The sequence below is a fragment of the Curtobacterium sp. VKM Ac-2852 genome, from assembly GCF_013205045.1.
Classification (GTDB): domain Bacteria; phylum Actinomycetota; class Actinomycetes; order Actinomycetales; family Microbacteriaceae; genus Curtobacterium; species Curtobacterium flaccumfaciens.
In genome coordinates, this window is sequence record NZ_JABMLI010000002.1 from 237,716 (window position 1) to 260,011 (window position 22,296).

Here is a 22,296-nt window from a genome sequence, read left to right on the forward strand (position 1 = left end):
CGGCTCCACTGCTGTACGCACGACGGACCTGCCAGGGCGGCCCGTCGCGAACCGCCGCCAGGGGGCGGCGTGGAAGGGGACCCATGATCGCGGTCAACGGACCGGCGGTCGTCGCGGACGACGTGTCGATCGAGTACCGGGGCGGACGCGGGGGCGAGTCCATCCGGGCGGTCGACGGCGTGAGCCTGACGGTCCGGCAGGGGGAGATCCTCGCCCTGCTCGGTGAGTCGGGCTCGGGCAAGTCGACCTTCGCCGCCGCCATCGCCGGCCAGCTCGGATCCCACGGCGAGGGCGAGGGAGCCCTCCGTCGGCACATCGTCGGCGGCGAGCTCACGGTGCTCGGCCAGAAGACCCGGGGCCTCCGCCCCTCGTCGCGCAAGCTCGAACGGCTGAGCGGCCGGATCGGCTACCTGCCGCAGGACGGCGCCGACCGGCTCAGCCCGGACCTGACCGTGGGCGAGGCCGTCGCCGAACCGATCTACGCACGCGACCGCCGGTTCGACCGGCGCGAGGCCGGGCTCATCGTGGCCCGGCTGCTCGACGCGGTGCACCTGCCGCTCGGGGCGATGCGCCTGAACACGTGGGAGCTCTCGAGCGGGCAGCGCCAGCGCGTCGCCCTGGCGAAGGCGCTCGTGCTCGAACCCCAGCTGCTGGTCGCGGACGAACCGGCACGCGGGGTCGACGTGCTCGTGCGGCAGTCCGTGCTCGAGGCCCTGGCGACGCTGCAGCGCGGCCGGCAGTTCTCGGCCGTCGTCGTGTCCAGCGACCTGCGCGAGGCCCGCGCCCTCGCCGACCGCGTCGCCGTGATGGCCGATGCCCGGCTCGTCGGGCTCGGCACCTTCGACGAGGTCCTCGACAACCCCGTCGACCCCTACGTGAAGACCCTCGCCTCGACCGCGGCCCGCGGGGTGAAGCGTCGTCCGGCACCGAGCACGTCTCGCCGTTCGTCGGCGCCGCGTCGTCCGCTCGCCGCCGGCACCGGCCCGCGCACCGACCGGCCCGAGGGCCTGTGAGCGCCGCGAAGCCGGCCCGCGGGCACCGGGCAGTCGTCCCCACCGCCCGCACGCCCCTGCCGATCCGACCCCCGGAGTCCGGCCCCGTCGCGGTGCTGCCCGCGCCGGCCGACCGGCCCGTGAGTGCGGCCCCCGAGGTCAGCGGGACCGTCGGACCGAGCGACCTGCACGCGCGGGTCGTGACCGAGGCCGGCGGGACGGTCGGGCCGCTCGGCCCGGACACCCGCGGCATCGTCTGGCTCGACAACCGCGATCCCGCCGGCCTGGACGAAACCCTGCGCCGGCACTCCGCCGTCGGGTGGGTGCAGCTGCCGTTCGCCGGAGTCGACGCCTTCGCACACCTGATCCAGGAGCACGGCGACCGCGTGCTGTTCACGTCGGCCAAGGGTGCCTACGCGGAGCCGGTCGCCGAGCACGCGCTGGCGTTGACCCTCGGCACGCTCCGGGTCCTGCAGAAGCGCGCTCGTGCGTCGTCGTGGGCGACCGAGCCCGAGGGGGTCTCGCTGTACGGGCGGAACGTCGTCGTGATCGGTGCCGGCGGGATCGCGCTCGAGTACCTCCGGCTGCTCGCGCCGTTCGACGTCGACGTCACCGTCGTGCGCCGCTCGCCCGACCCCGTCCCGGGAGCCGCGCGGACCGTCACGACCGACGAGCTCGACCAGGTCCTGCCCGACGCCGACGTCGTGATGATCGCGGCGGCGATGACCTCGGGCACCGCGAAGCTCTTCGGTGAGCGGCAGTTCCGGATCATGAAGCCCTCCGCCCGGCTCGTGAACATCGCGCGCGGTGGACTCGTCGACACCGACGCCCTGGTCGCCGCGCTGCGCGCCGGGGAGATCGCCGCGGCCGGCCTCGACGTCACCGACCCCGAACCGCTGCCCGACGGCCACCCGCTGTGGTCCGAGCCCGGTGCCGTCATCACCCCGCACCAGGCCGACACCCCGGAGATGGTCGCGCCCCTGCTGGCCGAGCGCGTCCGGTTGAACGCCACGGCGTTCCTCGGGGGCGACGGCGAGGGCTTCGTCGGCGTCGTCGACCCGGTCGCCGGGTACTGACCCGGGGGCTCCACTGCGCGGCGCGCCCGGGCGGCGTGTCCGATGCGGTGGAGGGCGCCAGGGTCCTGCTATGCTGTTACCCGTTGTTCGCACGTCATTCGCCAGCGGACAGTGATCCTCGATAGCTCAATTGGCAGAGCAGCCGGCTGTTAACCGGCAGGTTGTTGGTTCGAGTCCAACTCGGGGAGCGACAGGTCCTCATCCTTCTGGATGGGGACCTTTTGCGTTCCGGCTGCCGAACTGCACCAGCGCACCAGCACACCTGCGCACCGGATCCGCAGCGTTCGCGCGGCTCGTGCCCGGTCGATGCTGTTAGCGTTCACAGGTGCACCGTTCCCGTTCGCCTCGACTCGCGCTCCTGGGCGTGGTCGTCGCCGCGACGGCGGTGCTCACCGGCTGCAGCAGCGTCGGCCCGGACACCGATGCCTCCGAGGACCCGACGAGCTCGGACACCGGGCTGGGCTCAGGCGCGTCGCCGGTGGTCTTCGCGTTCGTCTGCGACCGCGGCGGATCGGACAGCGAGACCTACACGACCTACTCGGCGGTGTGGGATGCCGAGCGTACCGACTGCTCGGCGAAGCGCCTGACCGGCTCGGTGCCGTCGAGCCAGCAGCAGGCCGCGGTGACCGCGGCGCGTGGCGACGCGACCCTGGTCGAGCTCGCGAGCGCCTGCGCGGTGCGCGGCTCGGACCCGTGGACGTCGGCGATCGCCGACGAGCGCGGGGCGCACGTGGCCGCAGGCCTCCTGCGGTACTGCCCCGGACACCCGGAGACCGACCACCTGCGGGACGCACTGGCGGCCTACCGGGGCTGAGCCGGGCCTCCAGACCGACCGCCGCACCCGCGACGGGCCGACGGCGGCAGGACGGGCGTCAGCCCTCGGGGTGGTCGCGACCCGGCAACCAGGACTGGCCGGGTCCGCCCCAGCTGCTCTTGCGGATCGCCTTGGCGACCTGCTTGCCGTAGGGGTGCACCAGGCGGTCGGCGTAGAGCCAGCCGTCCAGGTGGTCGTACTCGTGCTGGAAGATCCGGGCCAGCCAGCCGTGCGCCTCGACCTCGAACGGGGTGCCGTGCTCGTCGAAGGCCCGCAGCAGGGCGCTCTCGGAGCGGCGGAGCGGGAACCGCTCGCCCGGGATCGACAGGCAGCCCTCGGACTCCTCGTCCTCGTCGAGCTCCTCGACGGACTCGGGGACCGGGGGCGTGATCCACAGGGCCGGGTTGACGGCGGCGCCCCGGTGCAGGACGTCGTCGTCATCGGTGTAGGAGTACACGAACAGGCGCTTGCCGACGCCCACCTGCGGTCCGGCCAGGCCGACGCCGGGGGCCAGGTCCATGGTCTCGAGCATGTCGGCGACGAGGGTGCGGAGGTCGTCATCGAACGCGGTGACCTCGGCTGCACGCTCGTGCAGGACGGGTTCGCCGGTGATGCGGATCGGGAGAACGGCCATTCACCCAGGTTATCCGGCGGGGGACGGTAGCCTCGACGCGTGACGACGGACCTCCAGCTGCCGGACGCCGTGAGCAACCTCACGCCGTTCCAGGCGCTGATGATCCCGGTGGCCCTGATCGGTGCGGTCTTCCTGTCGCTCGGGGCGCAGTTCCAGAGCCGCGGGGTGCAGCGGGTCGAGGCACGTCTCGGTCGGCAGTCGAAGGGGCTGAGCGTCCGGCACGTCGTCGGGCTCGTCTCGAGCGGCTACTGGGTGCTCGGCACGCTCATGCTCGGCATCGCGGTGGTGCTCCAGCTCATCAGCATCACGTTCGCCCCCCTGATCGTCGTGCAGCCGCTGGGCGCCGTCGCCCTCGTCATCACGACGTGGTTCTCGTCACGGTCGTCGGGCGTACCGCTCGGTCGTCGAGCGCGGCGGGCAGTGTGGACGTGCATCATCGGCGTCGGCATCTTCGTCGGCATCGCGGCGTTCGTCGGGCACGAGAGCGCGATCACCCGCCAGCAGCTCGTCACCGTGCTGGTGATCCTGGCCGTCGTGCTGGTGCTCGTGCTGGTGTCCTTCCGGCTGGTCGCGAAGCACCGCAGCGCGCTCTACTACATCGTCGGGGCGGGGGTGCTCTACGGGTTCGTGGCGACACTGGCCAAGGTCGTGCTCAACCGGTTCGTGAACGGCACCTTCGACTGGCTGACCGTGCTCGCCATCGCCGGCGTGGTCGTGGCGGCGTCGCTCGGCGGGTACTTCGTGCAGAACGCGTACTCGAGCGGATCGGCCGACCTCGTGATCGCGGGGCTGACGGTGATCGATCCGATCGTCGCGGTCGGCATCGGCGTCATCGTGCTCGGCGAGGCATCGGGGGCGCCGTGGTTCGCGGTGGCGGGGTTCGTGGTCGCCGCGGGCATCGCCATCACCGGGGTGTTCCTGCTCGCCAAGCACCACCCCCAGACCCGGGCCTGACGCCGCGCGCCCGGAGGTCGCCGCCCTCATCCGCGCGGCTGACGCGACCGTCGATCCTGGTGCGATAGCGTCACTGCCGACCAGCCATCGCCCACGAGAGGACGAACTCAGCCGTGTCAGGAGACGCCACCACCGCCACCGCCGGACCGACGGGTGCGACGGGCGGTCACCGACCGTTGCGCGTGCTGATCGCAGCGGACACCTTCGCCCCCGACGTCAACGGCGCCGCCACCTTCGCCGAGCAGCTCGCCGTCGGTCTCGCCGAGCGCGGGCACGAGGTGCACGTCGTGGCCCCGGCCTCGAGCCGCCAGTACGGCACCTTCGACGAGGAGCACCACGGCGTCACGCTCGTCGTGCACCGCCTGAAGTCGTACAAGTGGCCGCTGCACCCGTGGCTGCGCTTCGTGTGGCCGTGGAGCGTCCGGAAGTGGACGGCCCCGATCCTCGACGCCGTGAAGCCCGACGTGCTGCACATCCAGTCGCACGTGGTCATCGGTCGCGGCATCGTGCACGAGGCGAACGACCGCGGCATCCGGGTCATCGCGACGAACCACTTCATGCCCGAGAACCTGCTCGAGTACACGCCGTTCGGCAAGTGGACGCTGCCCCTCGCGCTGAAGATCGCGTGGAGCGACGCCGCCAAGACCTACCGGCTGGCCGACACCATCACCACGCCGACGAACCTGGCCGCCGACTACCTGCGGAAGGCCATCGCCGGACAGCAGGTCCTCGCGATCTCGTGCGGCATCGACGCGTCCCGGTACGTGGCGCGCGAGGGACGCCCGGTCAACAACGACATCGTGTTCGTGGGTCGTGTGGCCCCCGAGAAGAACCTCGACGTGCTCGTCCGCGCGGTGGCGCTGCTGCCCGCCGAGCTGTCCGCGACGCTGACGATCGTCGGCGACGGCGAGATGATCCCGAAGCTCACCGCGCTGGCGAAGGAGCTCGGGCTCGAGGACCGCGTGCGGTTCCTGGGCTTCGTCTCCGACGAGCGCAAGCAGGAAGCCCTGACCAACGCGACGGTGTTCGCGATGCCGTCCACGGCGGAACTGCAGAGCATCTCGTCGCTCGAGGGGATGGCCTCGGGGTTGCCCGTGGTCGCCGCTGACTCGATGGCGCTGCCGCACCTGATCGACGGCAACGGGTACCTGTTCACCCCGGGCGACGTGGACGACCTGGCGGCGAAGCTCACGACGGTGCTCACCGCGCCCGAGTCGGAGTACGTGGCGATGCGGGAACGCAGCCTGGCCATGATCGAGGCACACGACATCAACCGCACGCTGTCGACGTTCGAGTCGCTGTATCGTGGTGAGCCGGTGGCCTGAGGGTCTCCGGCGAGGGGCGGTAGCCAAGCTGGTCAAGGCAGTCGGCTCATAACCGAACGATCCGCGGGTTCGAGTCCCGCCCGCCCTACGTGCACATGCCAAGGAAGCGCGACACGTCGCAGGACGACCACGCACCGACACCGAACGTCACCTTCGAGGTGACCCGTGGCGGTACCGGCGTGCGCGTGAACGCCTTCCGCATCGGGTTCATGGGCGCCATCGGGGTGCTCGTCGCGCTGCTCGCCGGGTCGATCATCAACGAGCTGAGCACGGTCCTGGTCTACATCGGGGTCGCGCTGTTCCTGGCGCTCGGCATCGACCCCCTCGTGTCGTTCCTCGAGCGGATCATCCCGCGCTGGTCCGCCATCACGATCGTCGTCGTGGTCGTCCTCGGGGCCTTCGCCGGCATCGTCTTCGCCGTCGTCCCGATCCTGGTGGAGCAGACCTCGAACCTGGTCCAGAACTTCCCCGAGATCGTGCAGGACATCTCGCAGCAGCCGTGGGTGCAGGACCTGTCGAAGCAGTTCGCCGGGTCGTTCGACATCGACCACGCGCTGCAGTCGCTGCAGTCCTTCGTCGAGAAGCCGGGCAACCTGCTCAGCGTCGGCGGCGGGATCCTGGCGGTCGGCAGCGGGATCCTGTCCGGGGTCACCGGGGCGCTCATCGTCATCATCCTGATGCTCTACTTCCTCGCGTCGATGCGGGGCATGAAGCGCGCGGCCTACCGGTTCGTCCCGGCGTCGCGTCGCCAGAACTTCATCGACGTGAGCGAGCAGATCACGCAGGCGGTCGGCCGGTACGTCGTCGGGCAGGTGTCGCAGGCGCTCATCAACGGCATCCTGAGCTTCATCTTCCTGCTCATCATCGGTGCTCCGCTGCCCGTGCTGCTCGCGTTCATCGCGTTCCTCGGCTCGCTGATCCCGCTGGTCGGCACGCTGGCCGCCGCCATCGTGATCTCGCTGCTCTGCTTCTTCGCGTCGCCAGCCACCGCCCTGTTCTCGGGTATCTACTACCTGGTCTACATGCAGGTCGAGGCCTACCTGATCTCCCCGCGCATCATGTCGCGGGCGGTCCAGGTGCCCGGCGCCCTCGTGGTCATCGCGGCGGTCGCGGGCGGCACGATCGGCGGCGTGCTCGGTGCGCTCGTGGCGCTGCCCGTCGCGGCGTCGGTCATCATCATCGTGCAGAAGGTCATCTACCCCCGCCAGGAGCAGGCGTGACGAGCGGCACCGGCGCAGCCGACGACGCTGTCGTCGCCGCCTTCGCCGAGCACGTCCACGACCGTGACCGCTGGGCGCGCAGTGCCCGTGGGCCGCTCGCCCTGGTGAACGCCCAGCACGTCGACCACCCGCAGCCGGTCTGGCCGGTCCCCGGGACGTGGGCCCCGGCCGTCGGCGGACTCACCGTGACGGCCGAGGCATCCGACGGCGTCGTCGTCGACGGCGTCCCGGTCGCCGGCACGGTCCTGGTGGCCGGGGACACCGCCGTCGTGCCGTCGACCGTCGCGCTGCCGGACGGCTTCGCCGGTACCGTCAGCGGTGACACCCTGCGCGTCTGGGACCCGTCGTCCGAGGCGATCGCCCGCTTCGCGCAGATCGGCCGCTTCGCGTGGTCCGGCGACTGGGTGACGTCCGGCACGTACGTCCCGCTGGTCGGGGACGCCCCGGAGGCCCGTGGCAGCGTCCGTGACGCCGCCGGCGACGCCCTGCCGGTCGCCGGACACGTCGAGACCGTCGTGGGTGGTGCCGCGGTGCGCTTCGTCGCCGTCCGGTCGGCTGCCCACCGCGGAGCCGCCCGGCTGCAGCTCATCGTGCAGGACGCCACGAGTGCCCTGCCCGAGGACGACCCGGGCAGCACCTACTCGATGGGTCGGTTCCTGTACCTCGACGACCCCGGCGCCGAGGCCACGGTCGAGCTCGACTGGAACCGGCTGGTGCTGCCGCCGTGCGCGTTCTCGTACCAGTACGCCTGCCCGATCCCACCGGAGGACAACCGCGTCCCGGTGCCGATCACGGCGGGGGAGCGGCACCCGGTCGACGCGAACGGTGCCGTCCTGCACTGACGGGTTGCGGTGGCACTGATCCGGTCGGGTCCTTGCCGTTCCCAGGCGTGGCGCTGCATAATGGGCGTGTCCCGTCGGGACATCACAATCGCATACCGATGGTTCCGTGGCCCCTCGGGTCAGGATCCTCCGCACCAGGTCGATGGGGAAGTCGCACCTGACGTATCGGAGGAACCGTGAACGGAACGACGACAGGAGTGCTCTACGTGCACTCCTCACCCCGCGCGCTCTGCCCGCACGTCGAATGGGCAGCAGGTCGCGCGATGAACCGCGCCGTGAACTTCTCGTGGCTCGACCGGCCCGCACAGGACGGTGCGCGCCGGACCGAGTACACGTGGACCGGTGCGGTGGGCGCCGGTGCCGCGATCGCGTCGGCCCTGCGCGGGTGGGAGCACCTGCGGTACGAGGTCACCGAGGAGCCGACGAGCGCCTCGGACGGCGGCCGCTGGATGCACACGCCCGACCTCGGTGTGTTCTACGCCCAGACCGACGTCACGGGCAACATGGTCATCCCCGAGGACCGGGTGCGCTACGCGATGGAGGTCGCGGGCAGCAACGCCCTCGAGCTGCACCGTGAGCTCCGACTCGCCCTCGGGCAGGCCTGGGACGACGAACTCGAGCCCTTCCGCCACGCGGCCGAGGGCAACCCGGTCGTCTGGCTGCACCGCGTCGGCTGACCCGACTCGCAACACGCCGGCGTCTCGGGTGCGCCGGACGTCGGCGTTGGGTGCGCAACACGCCGGCGTGTTGTCCTGACACCGCTGAAGACTCGAGACGCCGCCGAACACGGCGGCGTCTCGTCGTTCCCGGGGCGCCTCAGCGAAACGACGGCGTGTTGGCGGGACTGCGAACCGACCACCGGAACGAAGGAAGCCCGCGCCGACGACGCGGGACGGGCCTCCTGGCAGAGGGTGTGACGGATCAGACGCTGCGGAACGCGACCACGGCGTTGTGGCCGCCGAAGCCGAACGAGTTGCTGACCGCGAGCAGGTCGCCCTCGGGCAGGGCACGCGGCTCGCGGGCCACGTCCATCACGATCTCCGGGTCCTGGTCGTGCAGGTTGATCGTCGGCGGGGCGACGCGGTTGTGCAGCGCGAGGACGGTGAAGACCGCCTCGATCGCACCGGCACCACCGAGCAGGTGCCCCGTGGACGCCTTGGTGGCGGACACCACGACGTCGTCCAGGTGGTCGCCGAAGACCCGACGCATCGCGTGGTACTCGGCGACGTCACCGACGGGGGTCGAGGTGGCGTGCGCGTTGACGTGCACGACGTCCTCGATGCTCGCGTCGGCGTGCTCGAGGGCCTGCAGGACCGCACGGGCGGCGGCGCTGCCCTCGGGGTCCGGCGCAGTGATGTGGAAGGCATCGGAGGTGATGCCGGAGCCGGCGACCTCGGCGTAGATGGTCGCGCCGCGGGCTTCCGCGTGCTCCTTCGACTCGAGGATGAGCGCTGCTGCGCCGTCACCGAGCACGAAGCCGTCACGCGTGACGTCGTACGGACGCGACGCGGTCTCGGGGGAGTCGTTCCGGCGCGACAGGGCCTGCATCGCGGCGAACGCGGCCAGGGGGAGCGGGTGCAGCGCGGCCTCGGCGCCACCGGTGATGACGATGTCGGCGTCGCCGTCGGCGATGTGCCGGTACGCCTCGGCCAGCGACTCGGTCGAGGACGCGCAGGCCGACAGGTAGGTGCGGGCGCCGCCACGGGCCCCGAACTCCATCTCGATGGCGGCGGCGGGGCCGTTCGCCATGAGCATCGGGACCGTCATCGGCAGGACGCGACGCGGGCCCTTCTCGCGAAGGGTGTCCCAGGCGTCGAGCAGCGTGTTGACGCCGCCGATGCCGGTCGCCCAGTCGACGATCAGGCGCTCGGGCACGACCGACTCGTCGTCGATGCCGGCGTCGGCCCAGGCCTCGCGCGCCGCGACGAGCGACAGCTGCGACGAGGGGTCGAGGCGCTTCGACTCGGGGCGGGTGAGCTGGTCCGTGAGGAACCGCCGCGCCTGGCCGGCGAACTCCACGGGGAGTTCGAGCTCGGCGTAACGGGGGTCCTCGATGCGGGTGATGCCGGACTTGCCGGCGAGCAGCGCGTCCCAGGTGTCCGGGGCGGTCGCGGCGAGGGGTGAGATCGCACCGATCCCGGTGACGACGACGGTCTTCTTGGTCATGGGACGACGTGTTCTTTCGTTGGGGTGAACAAGATGAGCGCCGTGGCCCGCAGGGGTCCGCGGGCCGCGGCGCTCAGGAAGCTCGTGTCAGGCCTGGGCCTTGACGATGTAGTCGACCGCGTTGCCCACGGTCTTGAGGTTCTTGACCTCTTCGTCCGGGATCTTCACGTCGAACTTCTCCTCGGCGTTGACCACGATGGTCATCATCGAGATGGAGTCGATGTCGAGGTCGTCCGTGAAGGACTTGTCGGCGGCGACGGTGTCGGTGGCGATACCGGTCTCGTCGTTGATCAGCTCGGCCAGGCCGGCGAGGACTTCTTCGTTGGACAGGGCCATGAGTGTTCTCCTTGAAGGGGGGTGTCGTTTGACCGTTGACCAGCCTAGGGCACGCGGGGTCCGGGTGCGCGGAGGCTCGTCGGGATGGGGACCGGGCGCGCGGTTGCGCGACCGGGCGGGGATCAGGGGAGGACGACCACCTGCGCGCCGAAGACGAGTCCGGCGCCGAAGCCGATCTGCAGGGCGAGGCCGCCCGACAGGTCCGGGTGCTCCTCGAGCAGGCGGTGCGTGGCGAGCGGGATGCTCGCGGCGGAGGTGTTGCCGGTGGTGGTGATGTCGCGGGCGATCGTCACCGTCTCGGGCAGGCCGAGCTGCTTGGCGAACTCGTCGATGATGCGGATGTTCGCCTGGTGCGGCACGAAAGCGGCGAGGTCCTCGGGGCGGACCCCGGCGGTCTCGAGTGCCTGGCGGGCGACCTTGACCATCTCCCAGACGGCCCAGCGGAACACCGTCTGCCCGGCCTGGCGCATGGTCGGACGCGGCGCGCCGGCCTCCCACTCGTTGTAGGTCGCCGTCATGCCGATGGCGTCCCACTTCGAGCCGTCGGAACCCCAGATGGTGGGGGCGATGCCCGGGAAGTCGCTCGGGCCGATCACGGCGGCGCCGGCACCGTCCCCGAGCAGGAACGAGATCGAGCGGTCGGTCGGGTCGACGACGTCGCTGAGCTTCTCGGCGCCGACGACCAGCACGTGGTCGGCGAGTCCGGACTTGATGAACGAGTCGGCCTGGGCGATGCCGTAGGCGTACCCGGCGCAGGCGGCGCTGATGTCGTACGCGGCCGCCGGGGTGGCCCCGATGCGGTCGGCGAGCAGCGACGCCATCGACGGGGTCGCGACGGTGTGCGTGACGGTGCTCACGAGCACGACGCCGATCTGGGACGGCTCGATGCCGGCCTTCTCGATGGCCTCGCGCGCTGCGGCCTCGGCGAGGTCGACGGCCTCGACGTCCTTGCCGGCGCGCTTGCGGGTGATGATGCCGGTGCGCTGCCGGATCCACTCGTCGGACGAGTCGATCGGGCCGACGAGGTCGTCGTTCGGCACGACGTTCTCGCCGCGGGCGGCGCCGAACGCCAGGATCCGGGTGAACTCGTGGCCGCGGCGCTGCTGGAGCAGCGGGCGCGCGGATCCGGTCGGGAGGCCCGTGGGGACGTCCGTCGGGGTGGTCGGGTCGGTCATGCGGTTGCGTCTGCTTCCTGGCCCGCGCGCTGCAGCAGGTCGATCGCTGCAGGCAGGTCGTCGGGGGTCTTGATGGCGACGGTCGGCGTGCCGCGGAGGCCGCGCTTCGCCAGGCCGACGAGGGCACCGGCGGGTGCGAGCTCGATGATGCCGGTCACGCCGGCGGCGGAGAAGGACTCCATGACCGCGTCCCAGTGCACGGGGTTCGCGATCTGCTGGACCATCAGGTCGACGAAGCGACGGCCGTCGTCGACCCGGGAGCCGTCGGCGTTCGTCCAGATCGGCAGGGTCGGGTCCTGCACGGTGGCAGCGGCCGCGCCCGGGGCGACCCGCTCGACGGCGGGGGCCATGTACCGGGTGTGGAACGCACCGGCCACGGCGAGCGGGATCACGCGGGCCTTGGCGGGCGGGTCGGCGGCGAGGGCCGCGATGGCTTCGGCCGCACCGGCGACGACGGTCTGGCCGCCACCGTTGTGGTTCGCGGGCACCAGGCCGTGCTCGGCGAGGGCTGCGGCCACGGCGTCGGCGTCGCCACCGAGGACGGCGGCCATCGAGGTCGGCTCGAGCGCGGCGGCGTCGGCCATGGCCCGGCCGCGTTCGGCGACCAGGGCGACGGCGTCGGTCGGCTCGAGGATCCCGGCGACCGCGGCGGCGGTGAACTCGCCCACCGAGTGTCCGGCGACCCCGCCCACCAGGGCACGACGGCCCTCGGCGAGCAGTGCGTCGGCGGTCACCAGACCGGCGGCGACGATGAGGGGCTGTGCGAGCGCGGTGTCCTTGATGGTGTCCGCGTCGGAGTTCGTGCCGTGCTCGGCGAGGTCGACGCCGATCGACTCCGACCACTGCCCGACTCGTTCACGAACGGTGGCGTCCTCGAGCCAGGGGGCGAGGAAGCCGGGGGTCTGGGAGCCCTGTCCGGGCGCGACGACGACGATCACCGGACAATCCTCGCGTTCTCGTCCCGCGGGGCCCGTGTGGACTTCCCACACGAATCCCCGCGGGACATTGTTGGTTCTCTACCGCCGTGGGGTGATGCGGCGGCGTCCGGTGGCGGACTCGGACATCGCGCCGAGGATGAGCGCCGACTGCACGATCAGGGCGTCACGGGCGTGCGTGGCGTCCCAGCCGATGATGTCGGCGACCCGGCGCAGGCGGTAGCGCACGGTGTTCGGGTGCACGAAGAGCTCGCGCGCCGTGGCCTCGAGCGAACGCCCGGTGTCCAGGTAGCACCAGAGCGTCTGCAGGAGCTCGGTGGACTGGTCCTTGAGCGGGACGTAGATGCGCTGCACCAGGGCCGACCGGGCGAGGGGGTCGCCGGCCAGGGCCCGTTCGGGCAGCAGGTCGTCGGCCAGGGCCGGGCGGGGCACGCCACGCCAGGCACGCGCGACGGCGAACCCGGCGAGGGCGGCCTTCGCGCTCGTCGAGGCGTCGACGACCCCGGGGACCTCGTTGCCGAGCACCAGGTGGCCCTCGCCGAACAGCGGTTCGAGGGCCTGCGCGATGGTCGTGAAGGAGACGGGTTCCTCGCCCTCGGGGACGTCGTCGCGCGGGGTGGCGCGGCCGATCACCACGACGAGCCGCGATCCCTGGACCCCGACGAGCACGTCGGCGTCCATGTGCCGTGCGGTGCGCCGGACCTGGTCGACCTCGAGCTGCTTCGGTGCGGTGCCGACGAGCACCGCGACCTCGCCGTGGCCGTGCCACCCGAGGGCGGCGATGCGGGAGGGCAGTTCGTCGTCGTACTCGCCGGAGAGGATCGAGTCGACCACGAGCGCTTCGAGCCGGGCATCCCACAGGCCACGAGCCTCGGCCGCGCGGGCGTAGACGTCGGCGGCGGCGAACGCGATGTCGCGGGAGTACTTGAGGATCGCCTCCTGCAGCATCTCGTCGTCGGCGGCGCGTTCCTCGACCACGGTCACCACGACGCGGATGAGCTGCAGGGTCTGCTGCAGGCTCACCGAGCGCAGGAGTTCCCGCGGGGCGGACCCGAAGACGTCGGCCGCGGCGATCCACGGTGTCGACGCGGTGCCCTCGAGCCAGCTGATGAACGAGGTGATGCCGGCCTGGGCGACGAGGCCCACGGCGGAGCGGCGCCCCGGCGGCATCTCGCTGTACCAGGGGAGCGTGTCCTCGAGCCGCTTGATGGTGGCGGTGGAGAGTTCTCCGGACACCTGACGGAGCCAGGAGAGCGCACGCTCGCGCGCGCTCTCCTGGCTCTCGTGGTCCGGGCGGACCGTCGTCACGGGTTGATCAGCTCTCGCCGCCCGCGCTGCCGGTGGTGCCGGCGGTCACGTCGTGCAGGCGGTACTTGTCGATCGCCTGCTGGACGAGCGCGCCGTCGACCTTGCCCTGGCGGGCGAGCTGCTGCAGCGTCCGCACGACGACCGAGGGGCCGTCGATGTGGAAGAAGCGGCGAGCGGCCGGACGGGTGTCCGAGAAGCCGAAGCCGTCGGCGCCGAGCGTGGCGTAGTCGGTCGGCACGAACGGGCGGATCTGCTCCTGCACCAGGTGCATGAAGTCGCTCACGGCGACGACCGGGCCCTCGGTGCCGAGCAGACGCTCGGTGACGAACGGCGTGCGGGCCGGCTCGTTCGGGTTGAGGAACGCCTGCTGCTCGGCGGCCACACCGTCGCGGTACAGCTCACCCCAGCTCGTGACGCTCCAGACGTCGGCCGACACGCCCCAGTCCTCGGCGAGGAGCTGCTGCGCCTCGAGGATCCACGGCACGGCGACACCGGACGCGAGCAGCTGGGCCTTCGGGCCGTCGTGCTCGCTCGCCTTGAGCAGGTACATCCCCTTGAGGATGCCCTCGACGTCGACGCCCTCGGGCTCGGCCGGCTGCACCAGCGGCTCGTTGTAGACCGTCAGGTAGTACATGACGTTCGGGTCGGCGTGCTTCGGCGAGCCGTCCTCGTTCGTGCCGTACATGCGGTCGAGGCCGGCCTTGACGATGTGGCCGATCTCGTAGCCGTAGGCCGGGTCGTACGAGACGACGGCCGGGTTCGTCGTGGCGAGGAGCGGCGAGTGGCCGTCCGCGTGCTGCAGGCCTTCGCCCGTCAGCGTGGTGCGGCCGGCGGTGGCACCGATCATGAAGCCACGGGTCATCTGGTCTCCGGCGGCCCAGATGGCGTCGCCGGTGCGCTGGAACCCGAACATCGAGTAGAAGACGTAGACCGGGATGAGCGGCTCGCCCTGCGTCGAGTACGAGGTGCCGACCGCGGTGAACGCCGCGAGGGCGCCCGCCTCGTTGATGCCGACGTGGATGATCTGGCCCTGCGGGCTCTCCTTGTAGGCCAACAGGAGCTCGCGGTCGACCGACGTGTAGTGCTGGCCGTTCGGGTTGTAGATCTTCGCCGACGGGAAGTAGGCGTCCATGCCGAAGGTGCGTGCTTCGTCCGGGATGATCGGGACCACGCGGTCGCCGAAGTCGGGCGAGCGCAACAGGTCCTTCAGCAGGCGCGCGAACGCCATGGTGGTGGCGACCTCCTGCTTGCCGGAGCCCTTCTTGACGACCTGGTACTTCGAGTCGTCCGGCAGCGTGAACTGCGTGTACTTCGTGCGACGTTCCGGCACGTAGCCACCGAGCGCGCGACGACGCTCGTGCATGTACTGGATCGCCTCGTCGTCGTTGCCCGGGTGGTAGTACGGCGGCGTGTAGGGGTTCTCCTCGAGCTGCGCGTCGGAGATCGGGATGCGCATCTCGTCGCGGAACTGCTTGAGGTTGTCGAGCGTGAGCTTCTTCATCTGGTGGGTCGCGTTGCGGCCCTCGAAGCTCGGGCCGAGGCCGTAGCCCTTGACCGTCTTCGCCAGGATGACGGTCGGCTGGCCCTTGTGCTCGGTCGCGGCCTTGAACGCGGCGTAGACCTTGCGGTAGTCGTGGCCACCGCGCTTGAGGTTCCAGATCTGGTCGTCGGTGTAGTCCTTGACGAGCTCGAGCGCCTTCGGGTCGCGCCCGAAGAAGTTCTCGCGCACGTAGGCACCGTTCTCGGCCTTGTACGTCTGGTAGTCGCCGTCCGGCGTCTGGTTCATCAGGTTGAGGAGCGCGCCCTCGGTGTCACGGGCGAGCAGGTCGTCCCACTCGCGGCCCCAGACGACCTTGATGACGTTCCAGCCCGCACCGCGGAAGAACGCCTCGAGCTCCTGGATGATCTTGCCGTTGCCACGGACCGGACCGTCGAGTCGCTGCAGGTTGCAGTTGATGACGAAGTTCAGGTTGTCGAGGCCGTCGTTCGCGGCGACCTGGAGCTGCCCGCGGGACTCGACCTCGTCCATCTCGCCGTCGCCCAGGAACGCCCAGACCTGCTGGTCCATGGCGTCCTTGATGCCGCGGTTCGACAGGTACTTGGCCTGCTGCGCCTGGTAGATCGCGTTGATCGGGCCGATGCCCATCGACACGGTCGGGAACTGCCAGAAGTGCGGCATGAGGCGCGGGTGCGGGTACGACGACAGGCCGCCGCCGGCGTGCGACTTCTCCTGCCGGAACCCGTCGAGCTGGTCCTCGGAGAGGCGCCCTTCCATGTACGCGCGGGCGTACATGCCGGGGGAGGCGTGGCCCTGGAAGAAGACCTGGTCGCCACCGGAGGGGTGGTCCTGCGCGCGGAAGAAGTGGTTGTAGCCGACCTCGTACATCGCAGCGCTGGACGCGTACGTCGAGATGTGCCCGCCGACCCCGATGCCGGGACGCTGTGCGCGGTGCACCGTGATGGCCGCGTTCCAGCGGATCCAGCGGCGGTACCGGCGCTCCAGCTCTTCGTCGCCGGGGAACTCCGGCTCGTTCTCCGGCGCGATGGTGTTCACGTAGTCCGTCGTCGGGACCATCGGCACGCCGAGGTGCAGTTCCTTGGACCGCTTGAGCAGGCTCAGCATGATCTCGCGACCGCGCTGGTGTCCGTGGGTCTGGACCAGCCCGTCGAGGGACTCACGCCATTCGGCGGTCTCCTGCGGATCCTGGTCGTTCGCCCCGGCGCTGTACGGGTCCTGGTCGTTCACCGTCACCCTTGACCTCGTTCGTTCTCGTGGTGGTGGACATGGTGGCTCCGGTGGTCGGGTCGCGACCGGCTGGGGCCCCGTCCACTCTAGGCCCCAGGACCGACGCTGATGCTGATGGTGACGTGCAGGTGGACGGGTGCTTGCATTCGCGTGTCGTCGGCGTAGCATGGCCGATCGTGCACACGCGATCTGCGGCGCACGGACCCGACGGGCACACCCCTCGCCCGAGGAAGAAGCACACGTAGCGATGGCACTGGAGATCGGCTCACTCGCGCCGGATTTCGAGCTCCCGAACCAGTTCGGTGAGCACGTCCGACTCAGCGACTTCCGCGGCAACCGCCCGGTCGCACTCGTCTTCTTCCCGCTGGCGTTCTCGTCCGGGTGCACGAACGAGCTCTGCACCCTGCAGGACAACATCACGATGTTCCAGGACCAGCGCATCGAGCTCCTCGGCATCTCGGTCGACTCGAAGGCGACGCTGCGGTCGTTCGCCGAGACGAACGGCTACGACTTCGAGCTGCTCGCCGACTTCTGGCCGCACGGCGCGGTCTCGAAGGAGTACGGCGTGTTCCTCGAGCACAAGGGCTTCGCCACCCGCGCGACCTTCGTCATCGACGTGCAGGGTCGGATCAAGGCCTCGATCATCACCGAGCCCGGCCTGCAGCGCGACGTCGCCGAGTACAAGGCGGCCCTCGACCGGCTCGCCGCCTGCTCGGCACCCGTCCCCGTCGGCTAGCGTTCCGAATCCCTCCTGACGGACGCGTCCGCGTCGACGGTCGGACAGGAGGCCCGGTGCACGCCATCGACACCGACCCACGTGGTCACGGGGTCACCGCTGATGCGTACGCCCCGTACCCGGTGCGCGTCACGCCCGGCACCTGGGGGCTGACCCGCACGGTCGTGGAGGCCCCGACCGGCCCCGTCGTGGTGCACCACCGCGCCGGTCCGGACCCGCTCCTGCTGCTGCACGGCGTCGCCGGCTCCTGGTCGACGTGGACACCCTTGTTGCACGCCGCACAGGGCGTCGGTGACCGCGGCCTGGTGCTGATCGACCTGCCCGGCTGGGGGTCCTCGCCGGCTCCGGACGGTCCGCTCGGGCTCGACGCCGTCACGGGTGCCGTGTCGGCCGTCCTCGAAACGCTGGGTCTCGGTGCGGTCGACGTGGTCGGGCACTCCATGGGCGCGTTCGTCGGGCTGCACCTGGCGGTGGTGGCGCCCGAACGGGTGCGGTCGCTCGCCCTGGTGTCCGGCACCACGGTCGCGACCGCCGGTGCGGCTCGGCACCCGGTGCGGGCGCTCGGCACCCTGCCGGCGTTCACCCTGCTGCGTGCGGGCCTCACGGTGACCGGTGGCGCCGCTCGTCCGCTGCTCCGGGGGATCGCCCGGGTCGGTCTGTTGCCGCTCGTCGCGGCGCCGGTGTTCACGAACGTGCGACGCCTGGACCCGAGCGTGCTCGAGGCCTTCGTCGAGGAGCTCCGGCCGGAGCAGTTCACCGAGGCGGCACGGTCGGCGGCGGCGTACGACGTCGACCGGTGGCGCGCCGTCACCTGCCCGGTGACGGCGATCGCCGGGCGCGACGACGTGTTCGCCCGCGTCTCGGACCTCGAGGCGCTGCGGGCGCTCGTGCCGCAGGTCCGGACGGTGCTGCTCGACGACAGCGGGCACTTCGCCCACGTCGAGCGTCCCGACGCCGTCGCGCGGGAGCTCGGCCTCCGCTGAGCCGGGCGGGCCGCCTCAGGTGTGGACGGGGAACGTCGCCGCGACGCGGGAACGCACCTCGGCGACGACGGCCTCGCGCATCGCCGGGGAGAACAGCGCGTGGTCGCCGTCCTCGACGCGGACGACGGACACCGAGCCGCGACGGTCGTCACCGGGCCAGCGCCGGACGGCCTTCTGCCCACCGAGCCGGTCGAACAGGGCTGCGTCCTCGGGAGCGACGATCACGACGACGTCGGTGCCGTGCTCGACGAGCGGGCGGACGTGGCCGACGACCCCGCCCATCCGGTCGCGACGGGCGATCCGGTCGCGGACGGCCTTCGGCACGAACCGGTTGTACCGCTCGCGCACCCACATCCGGGCGGGCGACGGGGCGTCGATCGCCCGGACCCCGTCGGCGTACGAGCCGGGCTCGGCCGGGACGCGACGGTAGTCGTTCGGGCTGATCTCGACGACCAGGCGCGGGGCCTCCTCGACGGCGCGGCCCGCGACCCAGGCGCCGGCGCACATGCCGACGAGCACGAGCCGGTCCGATGGTGTGGCGAGTGCGGTGACGACGGCGGACTGGTCCTCGACCCACTCCTGCGCGAACAGGAAGCTCCGCTCGTCCTCGTGCACGCCGGTGCTCTCGCCGGTGGCACGGCGGTCGACCCGGACGACCCGGGCGCCGTCGCGGGCGAGGGCGCGGGCGAGTTCGACCTGGTAGTCGGTGGCGCCCACGCGGTGCTCGGCGCCGCCGCTGTGGAGCACGACGACGGGGGCGTCGTGGTGCTGGGCGGACGAGACGGTCTCGATCCCGAACAGCCCCTGATCGCCGAGGTGGACGATCCGCTCCGACACGCGGCCGTCGACGTCGAGGACCTCGTCGAGGACGGGCGCGCGGACGGGCACCGCCGTCTCGGGTGCCCAGGTGTCGAGCCAGGCGACGACGGTGTCGACGGCGGCTCCGGGGATGCGGGCGTGGATGCTCGTGCCGTCGAGGAGCTCGGCGCTGCCGGTGACCTCGGTCACGTCGACACCGCCGAGGGGCTTCGGTGGCCGGGCACCCGGACGGACGAGCGCGACGGTGGGCCCGGTGCGCGGGGCGAAGGCGAGGTCCGAGAGTGCGGCGGCCTCGTCCGGCTCGACGTCGAACCCGATGAGGCTCTCGACGCCGTCGACCACGCGGTCGGCACCGATCGTGATGGTCGCGAGGGCGCGCTGCCGACGGAGCCAGCCCTTGCCCGATGCCGGGGCGTCCCAGACGACGAGGCCGTCGGTGTCCGCGGCCGCGTTCGCCGCGACGAGGGCCGCCGAGGCCAGCCCGACGAAGGCGACGTGCTGCACCCCCGTCGTGCGGAGCACGGAGGCGGCGTGGCGTGCGGACCGGACCTGCGCGTCCGGCGTGATGTCGGGGGCGCCGTCACCACGTCCGGACGGGTCGTAGCGCACCGAGGCGATGCCACGGGCCTCCAGGCGGTCGGCCAGCAGACGGAGCGTGCGGTACGCGATGACGCCCTCCTGCCCGAGCGGCGGGCAGATGACGACGCCGGCGCGCGCGGCGGCGGGGAGCTGGACCGCGGCGCGGATCGCCGGCGATCCGGACCAGCCGTGGAGCGTGGTCACAGGGCGAGGGCCGCGCGGGCGGACGCCGGCCAGGCGTCGAGGTCCGTGCCGTGGGCGGCGAACAGGGCGATGGTGATGCGCTCCAGGCCGAACGCGATGCAGGCGCTGTGCGCGACCTGTCCGTCCTCGGTGCGGAGGCCGAATGAGGTGCCGAAGTGGTCCTCGTGCAAGTTCGCGGAGCTGATCGCGGTCGCGTCGTGGTCGGGACCGTAGACCTTCGTCACGAACTCGAACTTGAGCGCCTGCTCGACCTGGTTGCGGGCGAGCATCTGCCCGACGCGGCCGAAGAAGGGGTCGTTCGCGGGGACGACGTCGATCTCGAGCCCGAACGACTCGAGCAGCGCGCGCATCACCGGGATGCTGCCGTCCCGGTGGGCCGCCGCGGACGCGGGCGTGCCGACGTGCACGAACTCGTGCATGTGGAAGGCCTGCAGGCGCATCGGGTCGAGCGAGGGCTCCCGGCGGAAGGAGTCGCCGAGGACGTCGAAGAACCGGCCCTGCCGGGGCACGGTGTCGCCGATCAGGCCGTAGACCGGGTGGCAGACCGCGGGGGTGAGCATGAGGTCGGCCGGCTCGAGGAACCCCTCCCAGCGCTCACCGCGCTCGCGGGCGGCGAGCAGTGCGCGGTGGGTGCGGTCGTCGCCGGTGAACCCGGAGATCGACGCGGCGAGGTCCGGGAACGACGCGATGTAGTCGGTGCGCTCGAACGACGCGAGCGGCTCGACCGGCGGGAAGCGCAGGACCTCGGCGCCGAGGTGCTGCTGGCTGCGCACCGCTGCGGCGTCGACCGCGGCGTACACGCGCTCGAAGACCCCGGTGCGGCCGTAGAGGCCGGGCGTGCCGAGGTCGAGGAGGACGCCGTCGGTGAGCAGGCGGGCGCGGAGGGCGGCGCGGGCGGCGTCGAGCGCGGCGGCGGTGTCCGCGGTGCTGGTGTCGGTGGTGTGCGTGGTGGTGTCCGTGATGGTCACAGGATCACTCCCGTCATGATGGCCAGGTCGGCGTCGTTCTTGAGGAGACGGTCGTTGCTCACCATGACGGCGGCCCCGTGGGCGTCTCGGAGGTGTCGGGCGATGCTCATCGGACCCGAGGCGGCGTAGCCCGCGATCCCGACGATGCGCAGCGCCTTCGTGACGATGTCGGTGACGCGCTCGGACGCACCGATCTTCAGGGCGTTCGCGGCGAGGGCGTACGCGCTCGAGGCCAGCACGTCCGGGTCGTCGGCGGCGGCGTCGAACCGTTCGGCGGCGTGGCGCACCGAGTCGGCCAGGGCCTGCAGGTCGACCAGGAGCTCGGCGAGCCGCAGGGCACCGGGCGGGGTCGTCCCGACCGCGGCGCGCGCCTGCTTGCGGACGGCGCTGCGGGCACGTTCGGCGGACGAGACAGCGATGCCGAGCCAGACCGAGGCCCAGAGCACGTGCGACACCGGCAGCACGGTCTGGGCGGAGATCGTGGCGTAGTCGTCGCGGAACACGCGGTCGATCGTCGTCTCGGTGTCGAGGATCCACCCGTTGCTGCACGTACCGCGGAGCCCCAGGGTGTCCCAGGTGGACGTCTGCGACAGGACCATCGTGTCGGTGCGGCAGATGAGCAGTCGCTGGTCCGACGCCGGGGCCTCCGGGTCGCGTCGGGCAGTGACGAACACCGCGTCGGCCTCGGTGGCGTACGAGATCACCGGCGCGTCCTTGCGCAGACGGATCCGGCCGTCGTCGGTCGGCTCGATGGAACACGTGGACCGCCGCGCGTCACCGCCGACGCCGCGCTCGGTGGTGGCCGACGCGACGAGCGCACCGCCACGGACGGCCTCGATGGTCTCGAGCACGCCGGCACCGTCGCCGCCGTGCCGCCAGAGCGCCATGACCTGGCCCTGGTGCATCGCGAACACCATGCCGGTCGCGGCACAGGCCCGGCCGAGTTCGGTCGCGATCGCGGAGAGCTCGGCCACGGAGGCACCCTCGCCACCGTGCTCGGTCGGCACCGCCGCCGCGAGCAGGCCGTACTCCCGCATCGCGGCGATGGCCTCGCGCGGGGGTCGGGCGTCGCGGTCGACCTCGTCGGCGAACTGTGCGGCGACCTCGGCCACCGCGCTCGCACGCTCGGCGAAGCGGTCGATGACCGACGGAGCGGGCAGGACCAGGGTCACGACGCGAGCTCCGCGGCCGCGGTGATCGACTCGACGCTCGCGAAGGTGGACCGGTTCAGCACGGAGTCGGGGAACTCGACGTCGAGGTCCGACTCCACCGCGAGCATCACGTTGACGGTGGCGTGCGAGGTCAGGCCGAGGGCGTAGAGGTCGGCGATCGACGCGACGTCCCACGCGTCGACCGTCAGCCGGCCGTGCTCGGCGAGGGCGCGACGGACGGCCCGGTCGGTGGCCGGGTCGGCGATCGTCGCGGTGGTGCTGGAGGGGTTCGGGTCCTGTTCCATGACTGCAACCGTAAAGAGGAACGGCCCT

General features: G+C 71.7%; 21 protein-coding genes and 2 tRNA genes. 12 read left to right on the forward strand and 11 right to left on the reverse strand.

The window, feature by feature from the left end; all coding sequences use genetic code 11:
* The first annotated feature begins 83 nt into the window (after window positions 1–83).
* The 4 genes from HQQ79_RS07495 (at window position 84) to HQQ79_RS07510 (ending at window position 2,882) form a co-directional block, all read left to right on the forward strand.
* The gene (locus tag HQQ79_RS07495; protein WP_173033404.1) at window positions 84–1,013 is read left to right on the forward strand and encodes an ATP-binding cassette domain-containing protein; all 930 of its coding nucleotides are present in this window, start codon (window positions 84–86) and stop codon (window positions 1,011–1,013) included.
* Entirely contained in the window at window positions 1,010–2,068 is a 1,059-nt protein-coding gene (locus HQQ79_RS07500; protein WP_367948071.1) for a D-isomer specific 2-hydroxyacid dehydrogenase family protein, read from the forward strand. Before HQQ79_RS07495 ends, HQQ79_RS07500 begins: the two co-directional genes overlap by 4 nt.
* A 115-nt stretch (window positions 2,069–2,183) precedes the next feature.
* A tRNA-Asn gene (locus HQQ79_RS07505) sits at window positions 2,184–2,256 on the forward strand.
* A gap of 137 nt (window positions 2,257–2,393) precedes the next feature.
* Window positions 2,394–2,882, forward strand: a complete 489-nt coding sequence (locus HQQ79_RS07510; RefSeq protein WP_173033406.1) for a hypothetical protein — start codon at window positions 2,394–2,396, stop codon at window positions 2,880–2,882.
* Between the two features lie 58 nt (window positions 2,883–2,940).
* Here the strand turns inward: HQQ79_RS07510 and def are convergent, their stop codons facing one another.
* Window positions 2,941–3,516, reverse strand: coding sequence for a peptide deformylase (gene def, locus HQQ79_RS07515; protein ID WP_173033408.1), 576 nt, complete (start codon window positions 3,514–3,516; stop codon window positions 2,941–2,943).
* A 39-nt stretch (window positions 3,517–3,555) separates the two neighbouring features.
* On the opposite strand from def, the gene HQQ79_RS07520 reads away from it, so the two are divergent.
* The 6 genes from HQQ79_RS07520 (at window position 3,556) to HQQ79_RS07545 (ending at window position 8,534) form a co-directional block, all read left to right on the forward strand.
* Window positions 3,556–4,470 carry a DMT family transporter gene (locus HQQ79_RS07520; RefSeq protein ID WP_173033410.1) on the forward strand — a complete coding sequence of 305 codons (915 nt, stop codon included), beginning with the start codon at window positions 3,556–3,558 and terminating at the stop codon, window positions 4,468–4,470.
* Window positions 4,471–4,583: 113 nt separating this feature from the next.
* A complete protein-coding gene (locus HQQ79_RS07525) occupies window positions 4,584–5,795 on the forward strand; it encodes a glycosyltransferase (protein ID WP_071248051.1) in 1,212 nt (403 codons plus the stop codon).
* 13 nt (window positions 5,796–5,808) lie between these two features.
* Window positions 5,809–5,883, forward strand: a tRNA-Ile gene (locus HQQ79_RS07530).
* Between the two features lie 7 nt (window positions 5,884–5,890).
* Window positions 5,891–7,015, forward strand: a complete 1,125-nt coding sequence (locus HQQ79_RS07535) for an AI-2E family transporter (RefSeq protein ID WP_173033412.1) — start codon at window positions 5,891–5,893, stop codon at window positions 7,013–7,015.
* Entirely contained in the window at window positions 7,012–7,857 is an 846-nt protein-coding gene (locus HQQ79_RS19130) for a DUF1684 domain-containing protein (protein WP_173033414.1), read from the forward strand. Before HQQ79_RS07535 ends, HQQ79_RS19130 begins: the two co-directional genes overlap by 4 nt.
* A gap of 176 nt (window positions 7,858–8,033) precedes the next feature.
* On the forward strand, window positions 8,034–8,534 hold the full coding sequence (locus HQQ79_RS07545; protein ID WP_367948072.1) for a DUF3145 domain-containing protein: 501 nt from the start codon (window positions 8,034–8,036) through the stop codon (window positions 8,532–8,534).
* A 244-nt stretch (window positions 8,535–8,778) separates the two neighbouring features.
* On the opposite strand, the gene HQQ79_RS07550 is transcribed toward HQQ79_RS07545, so the two are convergent.
* From HQQ79_RS07550 to aceE, 6 genes are all read right to left on the reverse strand, one after another.
* Entirely contained in the window at window positions 8,779–10,023 is a 1,245-nt protein-coding gene (locus HQQ79_RS07550) for a beta-ketoacyl synthase (RefSeq protein WP_027465338.1), read from the reverse strand.
* Between the two features lie 87 nt (window positions 10,024–10,110).
* Window positions 10,111–10,359 carry an acyl carrier protein gene (locus tag HQQ79_RS07555; RefSeq protein WP_017886710.1) on the reverse strand — a complete coding sequence of 83 codons (249 nt, stop codon included), beginning with the start codon at window positions 10,357–10,359 and terminating at the stop codon, window positions 10,111–10,113.
* A gap of 122 nt (window positions 10,360–10,481) precedes the next feature.
* Complete coding sequence (locus HQQ79_RS07560) at window positions 10,482–11,534, reverse strand: beta-ketoacyl-ACP synthase III (RefSeq protein ID WP_254066178.1); 1,053 nt, start codon at window positions 11,532–11,534, stop codon at window positions 10,482–10,484.
* Window positions 11,531–12,472 carry an ACP S-malonyltransferase gene (locus HQQ79_RS07565; RefSeq protein WP_173033416.1) on the reverse strand — a complete coding sequence of 314 codons (942 nt, stop codon included), beginning with the start codon at window positions 12,470–12,472 and terminating at the stop codon, window positions 11,531–11,533. Before HQQ79_RS07565 ends, HQQ79_RS07560 begins: the two co-directional genes overlap by 4 nt.
* 78 nt (window positions 12,473–12,550) lie before the next feature.
* The gene (locus tag HQQ79_RS07570) at window positions 12,551–13,777 is read right to left on the reverse strand and encodes a CdaR family transcriptional regulator (RefSeq protein WP_027465341.1); all 1,227 of its coding nucleotides are present in this window, start codon (window positions 13,775–13,777) and stop codon (window positions 12,551–12,553) included.
* Between the two features lie 7 nt (window positions 13,778–13,784).
* Complete coding sequence (gene aceE / locus HQQ79_RS07575) at window positions 13,785–16,529, reverse strand: pyruvate dehydrogenase (acetyl-transferring), homodimeric type (RefSeq protein ID WP_071405343.1); 2,745 nt, start codon at window positions 16,527–16,529, stop codon at window positions 13,785–13,787.
* 241 nt (window positions 16,530–16,770) lie between these two features.
* On the opposite strand from aceE, the gene HQQ79_RS07580 reads away from it, so the two are divergent.
* Both HQQ79_RS07580 and HQQ79_RS07585 read left to right on the forward strand, forming a co-directional pair.
* Window positions 16,771–17,259, forward strand: coding sequence for a peroxiredoxin (locus HQQ79_RS07580; RefSeq protein WP_017886715.1), 489 nt, complete (start codon window positions 16,771–16,773; stop codon window positions 17,257–17,259).
* A 56-nt stretch (window positions 17,260–17,315) separates the two neighbouring features.
* Window positions 17,316–18,242 (forward strand): alpha/beta hydrolase, encoded by a 927-nt coding sequence (locus HQQ79_RS07585; protein ID WP_173033418.1) that lies wholly within the window; start codon window positions 17,316–17,318, stop codon window positions 18,240–18,242.
* 15 nt (window positions 18,243–18,257) lie between these two features.
* Here HQQ79_RS07585 and HQQ79_RS19135 read toward each other — a convergent pair whose 3' ends face one another.
* From HQQ79_RS19135 to HQQ79_RS07605, 4 genes are read right to left on the reverse strand one after another with little or no spacing between them, the layout of a single operon-like run.
* Complete coding sequence (locus tag HQQ79_RS19135) at window positions 18,258–19,844, reverse strand: alpha/beta fold hydrolase (protein ID WP_173033420.1); 1,587 nt, start codon at window positions 19,842–19,844, stop codon at window positions 18,258–18,260.
* Window positions 19,841–20,812 carry an amino acid--[acyl-carrier-protein] ligase gene (locus tag HQQ79_RS07595; protein WP_081827279.1) on the reverse strand — a complete coding sequence of 324 codons (972 nt, stop codon included), beginning with the start codon at window positions 20,810–20,812 and terminating at the stop codon, window positions 19,841–19,843. Before HQQ79_RS07595 ends, HQQ79_RS19135 begins: the two co-directional genes overlap by 4 nt.
* Window positions 20,809–21,984 carry an acyl-CoA dehydrogenase family protein gene (locus HQQ79_RS07600; RefSeq protein WP_173033421.1) on the reverse strand — a complete coding sequence of 392 codons (1,176 nt, stop codon included), beginning with the start codon at window positions 21,982–21,984 and terminating at the stop codon, window positions 20,809–20,811. The genes HQQ79_RS07595 and HQQ79_RS07600 overlap by 4 nt, the downstream gene beginning before the upstream one ends.
* Window positions 21,981–22,268: an acyl carrier protein gene (locus tag HQQ79_RS07605; protein WP_051596691.1), complete on the reverse strand. Its 288-nt coding sequence runs from the start codon at window positions 22,266–22,268 to the stop codon at window positions 21,981–21,983. Before HQQ79_RS07605 ends, HQQ79_RS07600 begins: the two co-directional genes overlap by 4 nt.
* Window positions 22,269–22,296: the final 28 nt, after the last annotated feature.

Bases quoted from the DNA above. Each gene is read 5' to 3' on its own strand.
- HQQ79_RS07535 (WP_173033412.1), top strand. From the start codon at position 5,891: ATGCCAAGGAAGCGCGACACGTCGCAGGACGACCACGCACCGACACCG.
- HQQ79_RS07580 (WP_017886715.1), top strand. From the start codon at position 16,771: ATGGCACTGGAGATCGGCTCACTCGCGCCGGATTTCGAGCTCCCGAAC.
- HQQ79_RS07560 (WP_254066178.1), bottom strand. From the start codon at position 11,534: ATGACCGACCCGACCACCCCGACGGACGTCCCCACGGGCCTCCCGACC.
- HQQ79_RS07495 (WP_173033404.1), top strand. From the start codon at position 84: ATGATCGCGGTCAACGGACCGGCGGTCGTCGCGGACGACGTGTCGATC.
- HQQ79_RS07605 (WP_051596691.1), bottom strand. From the start codon at position 22,268: ATGGAACAGGACCCGAACCCCTCCAGCACCACCGCGACGATCGCCGAC.
- HQQ79_RS07555 (WP_017886710.1), bottom strand. From the start codon at position 10,359: ATGGCCCTGTCCAACGAAGAAGTCCTCGCCGGCCTGGCCGAGCTGATC.
- HQQ79_RS07550 (WP_027465338.1), bottom strand. From the start codon at position 10,023: ATGACCAAGAAGACCGTCGTCGTCACCGGGATCGGTGCGATCTCACCC.
- def (WP_173033408.1), bottom strand. From the start codon at position 3,516: ATGGCCGTTCTCCCGATCCGCATCACCGGCGAACCCGTCCTGCACGAG.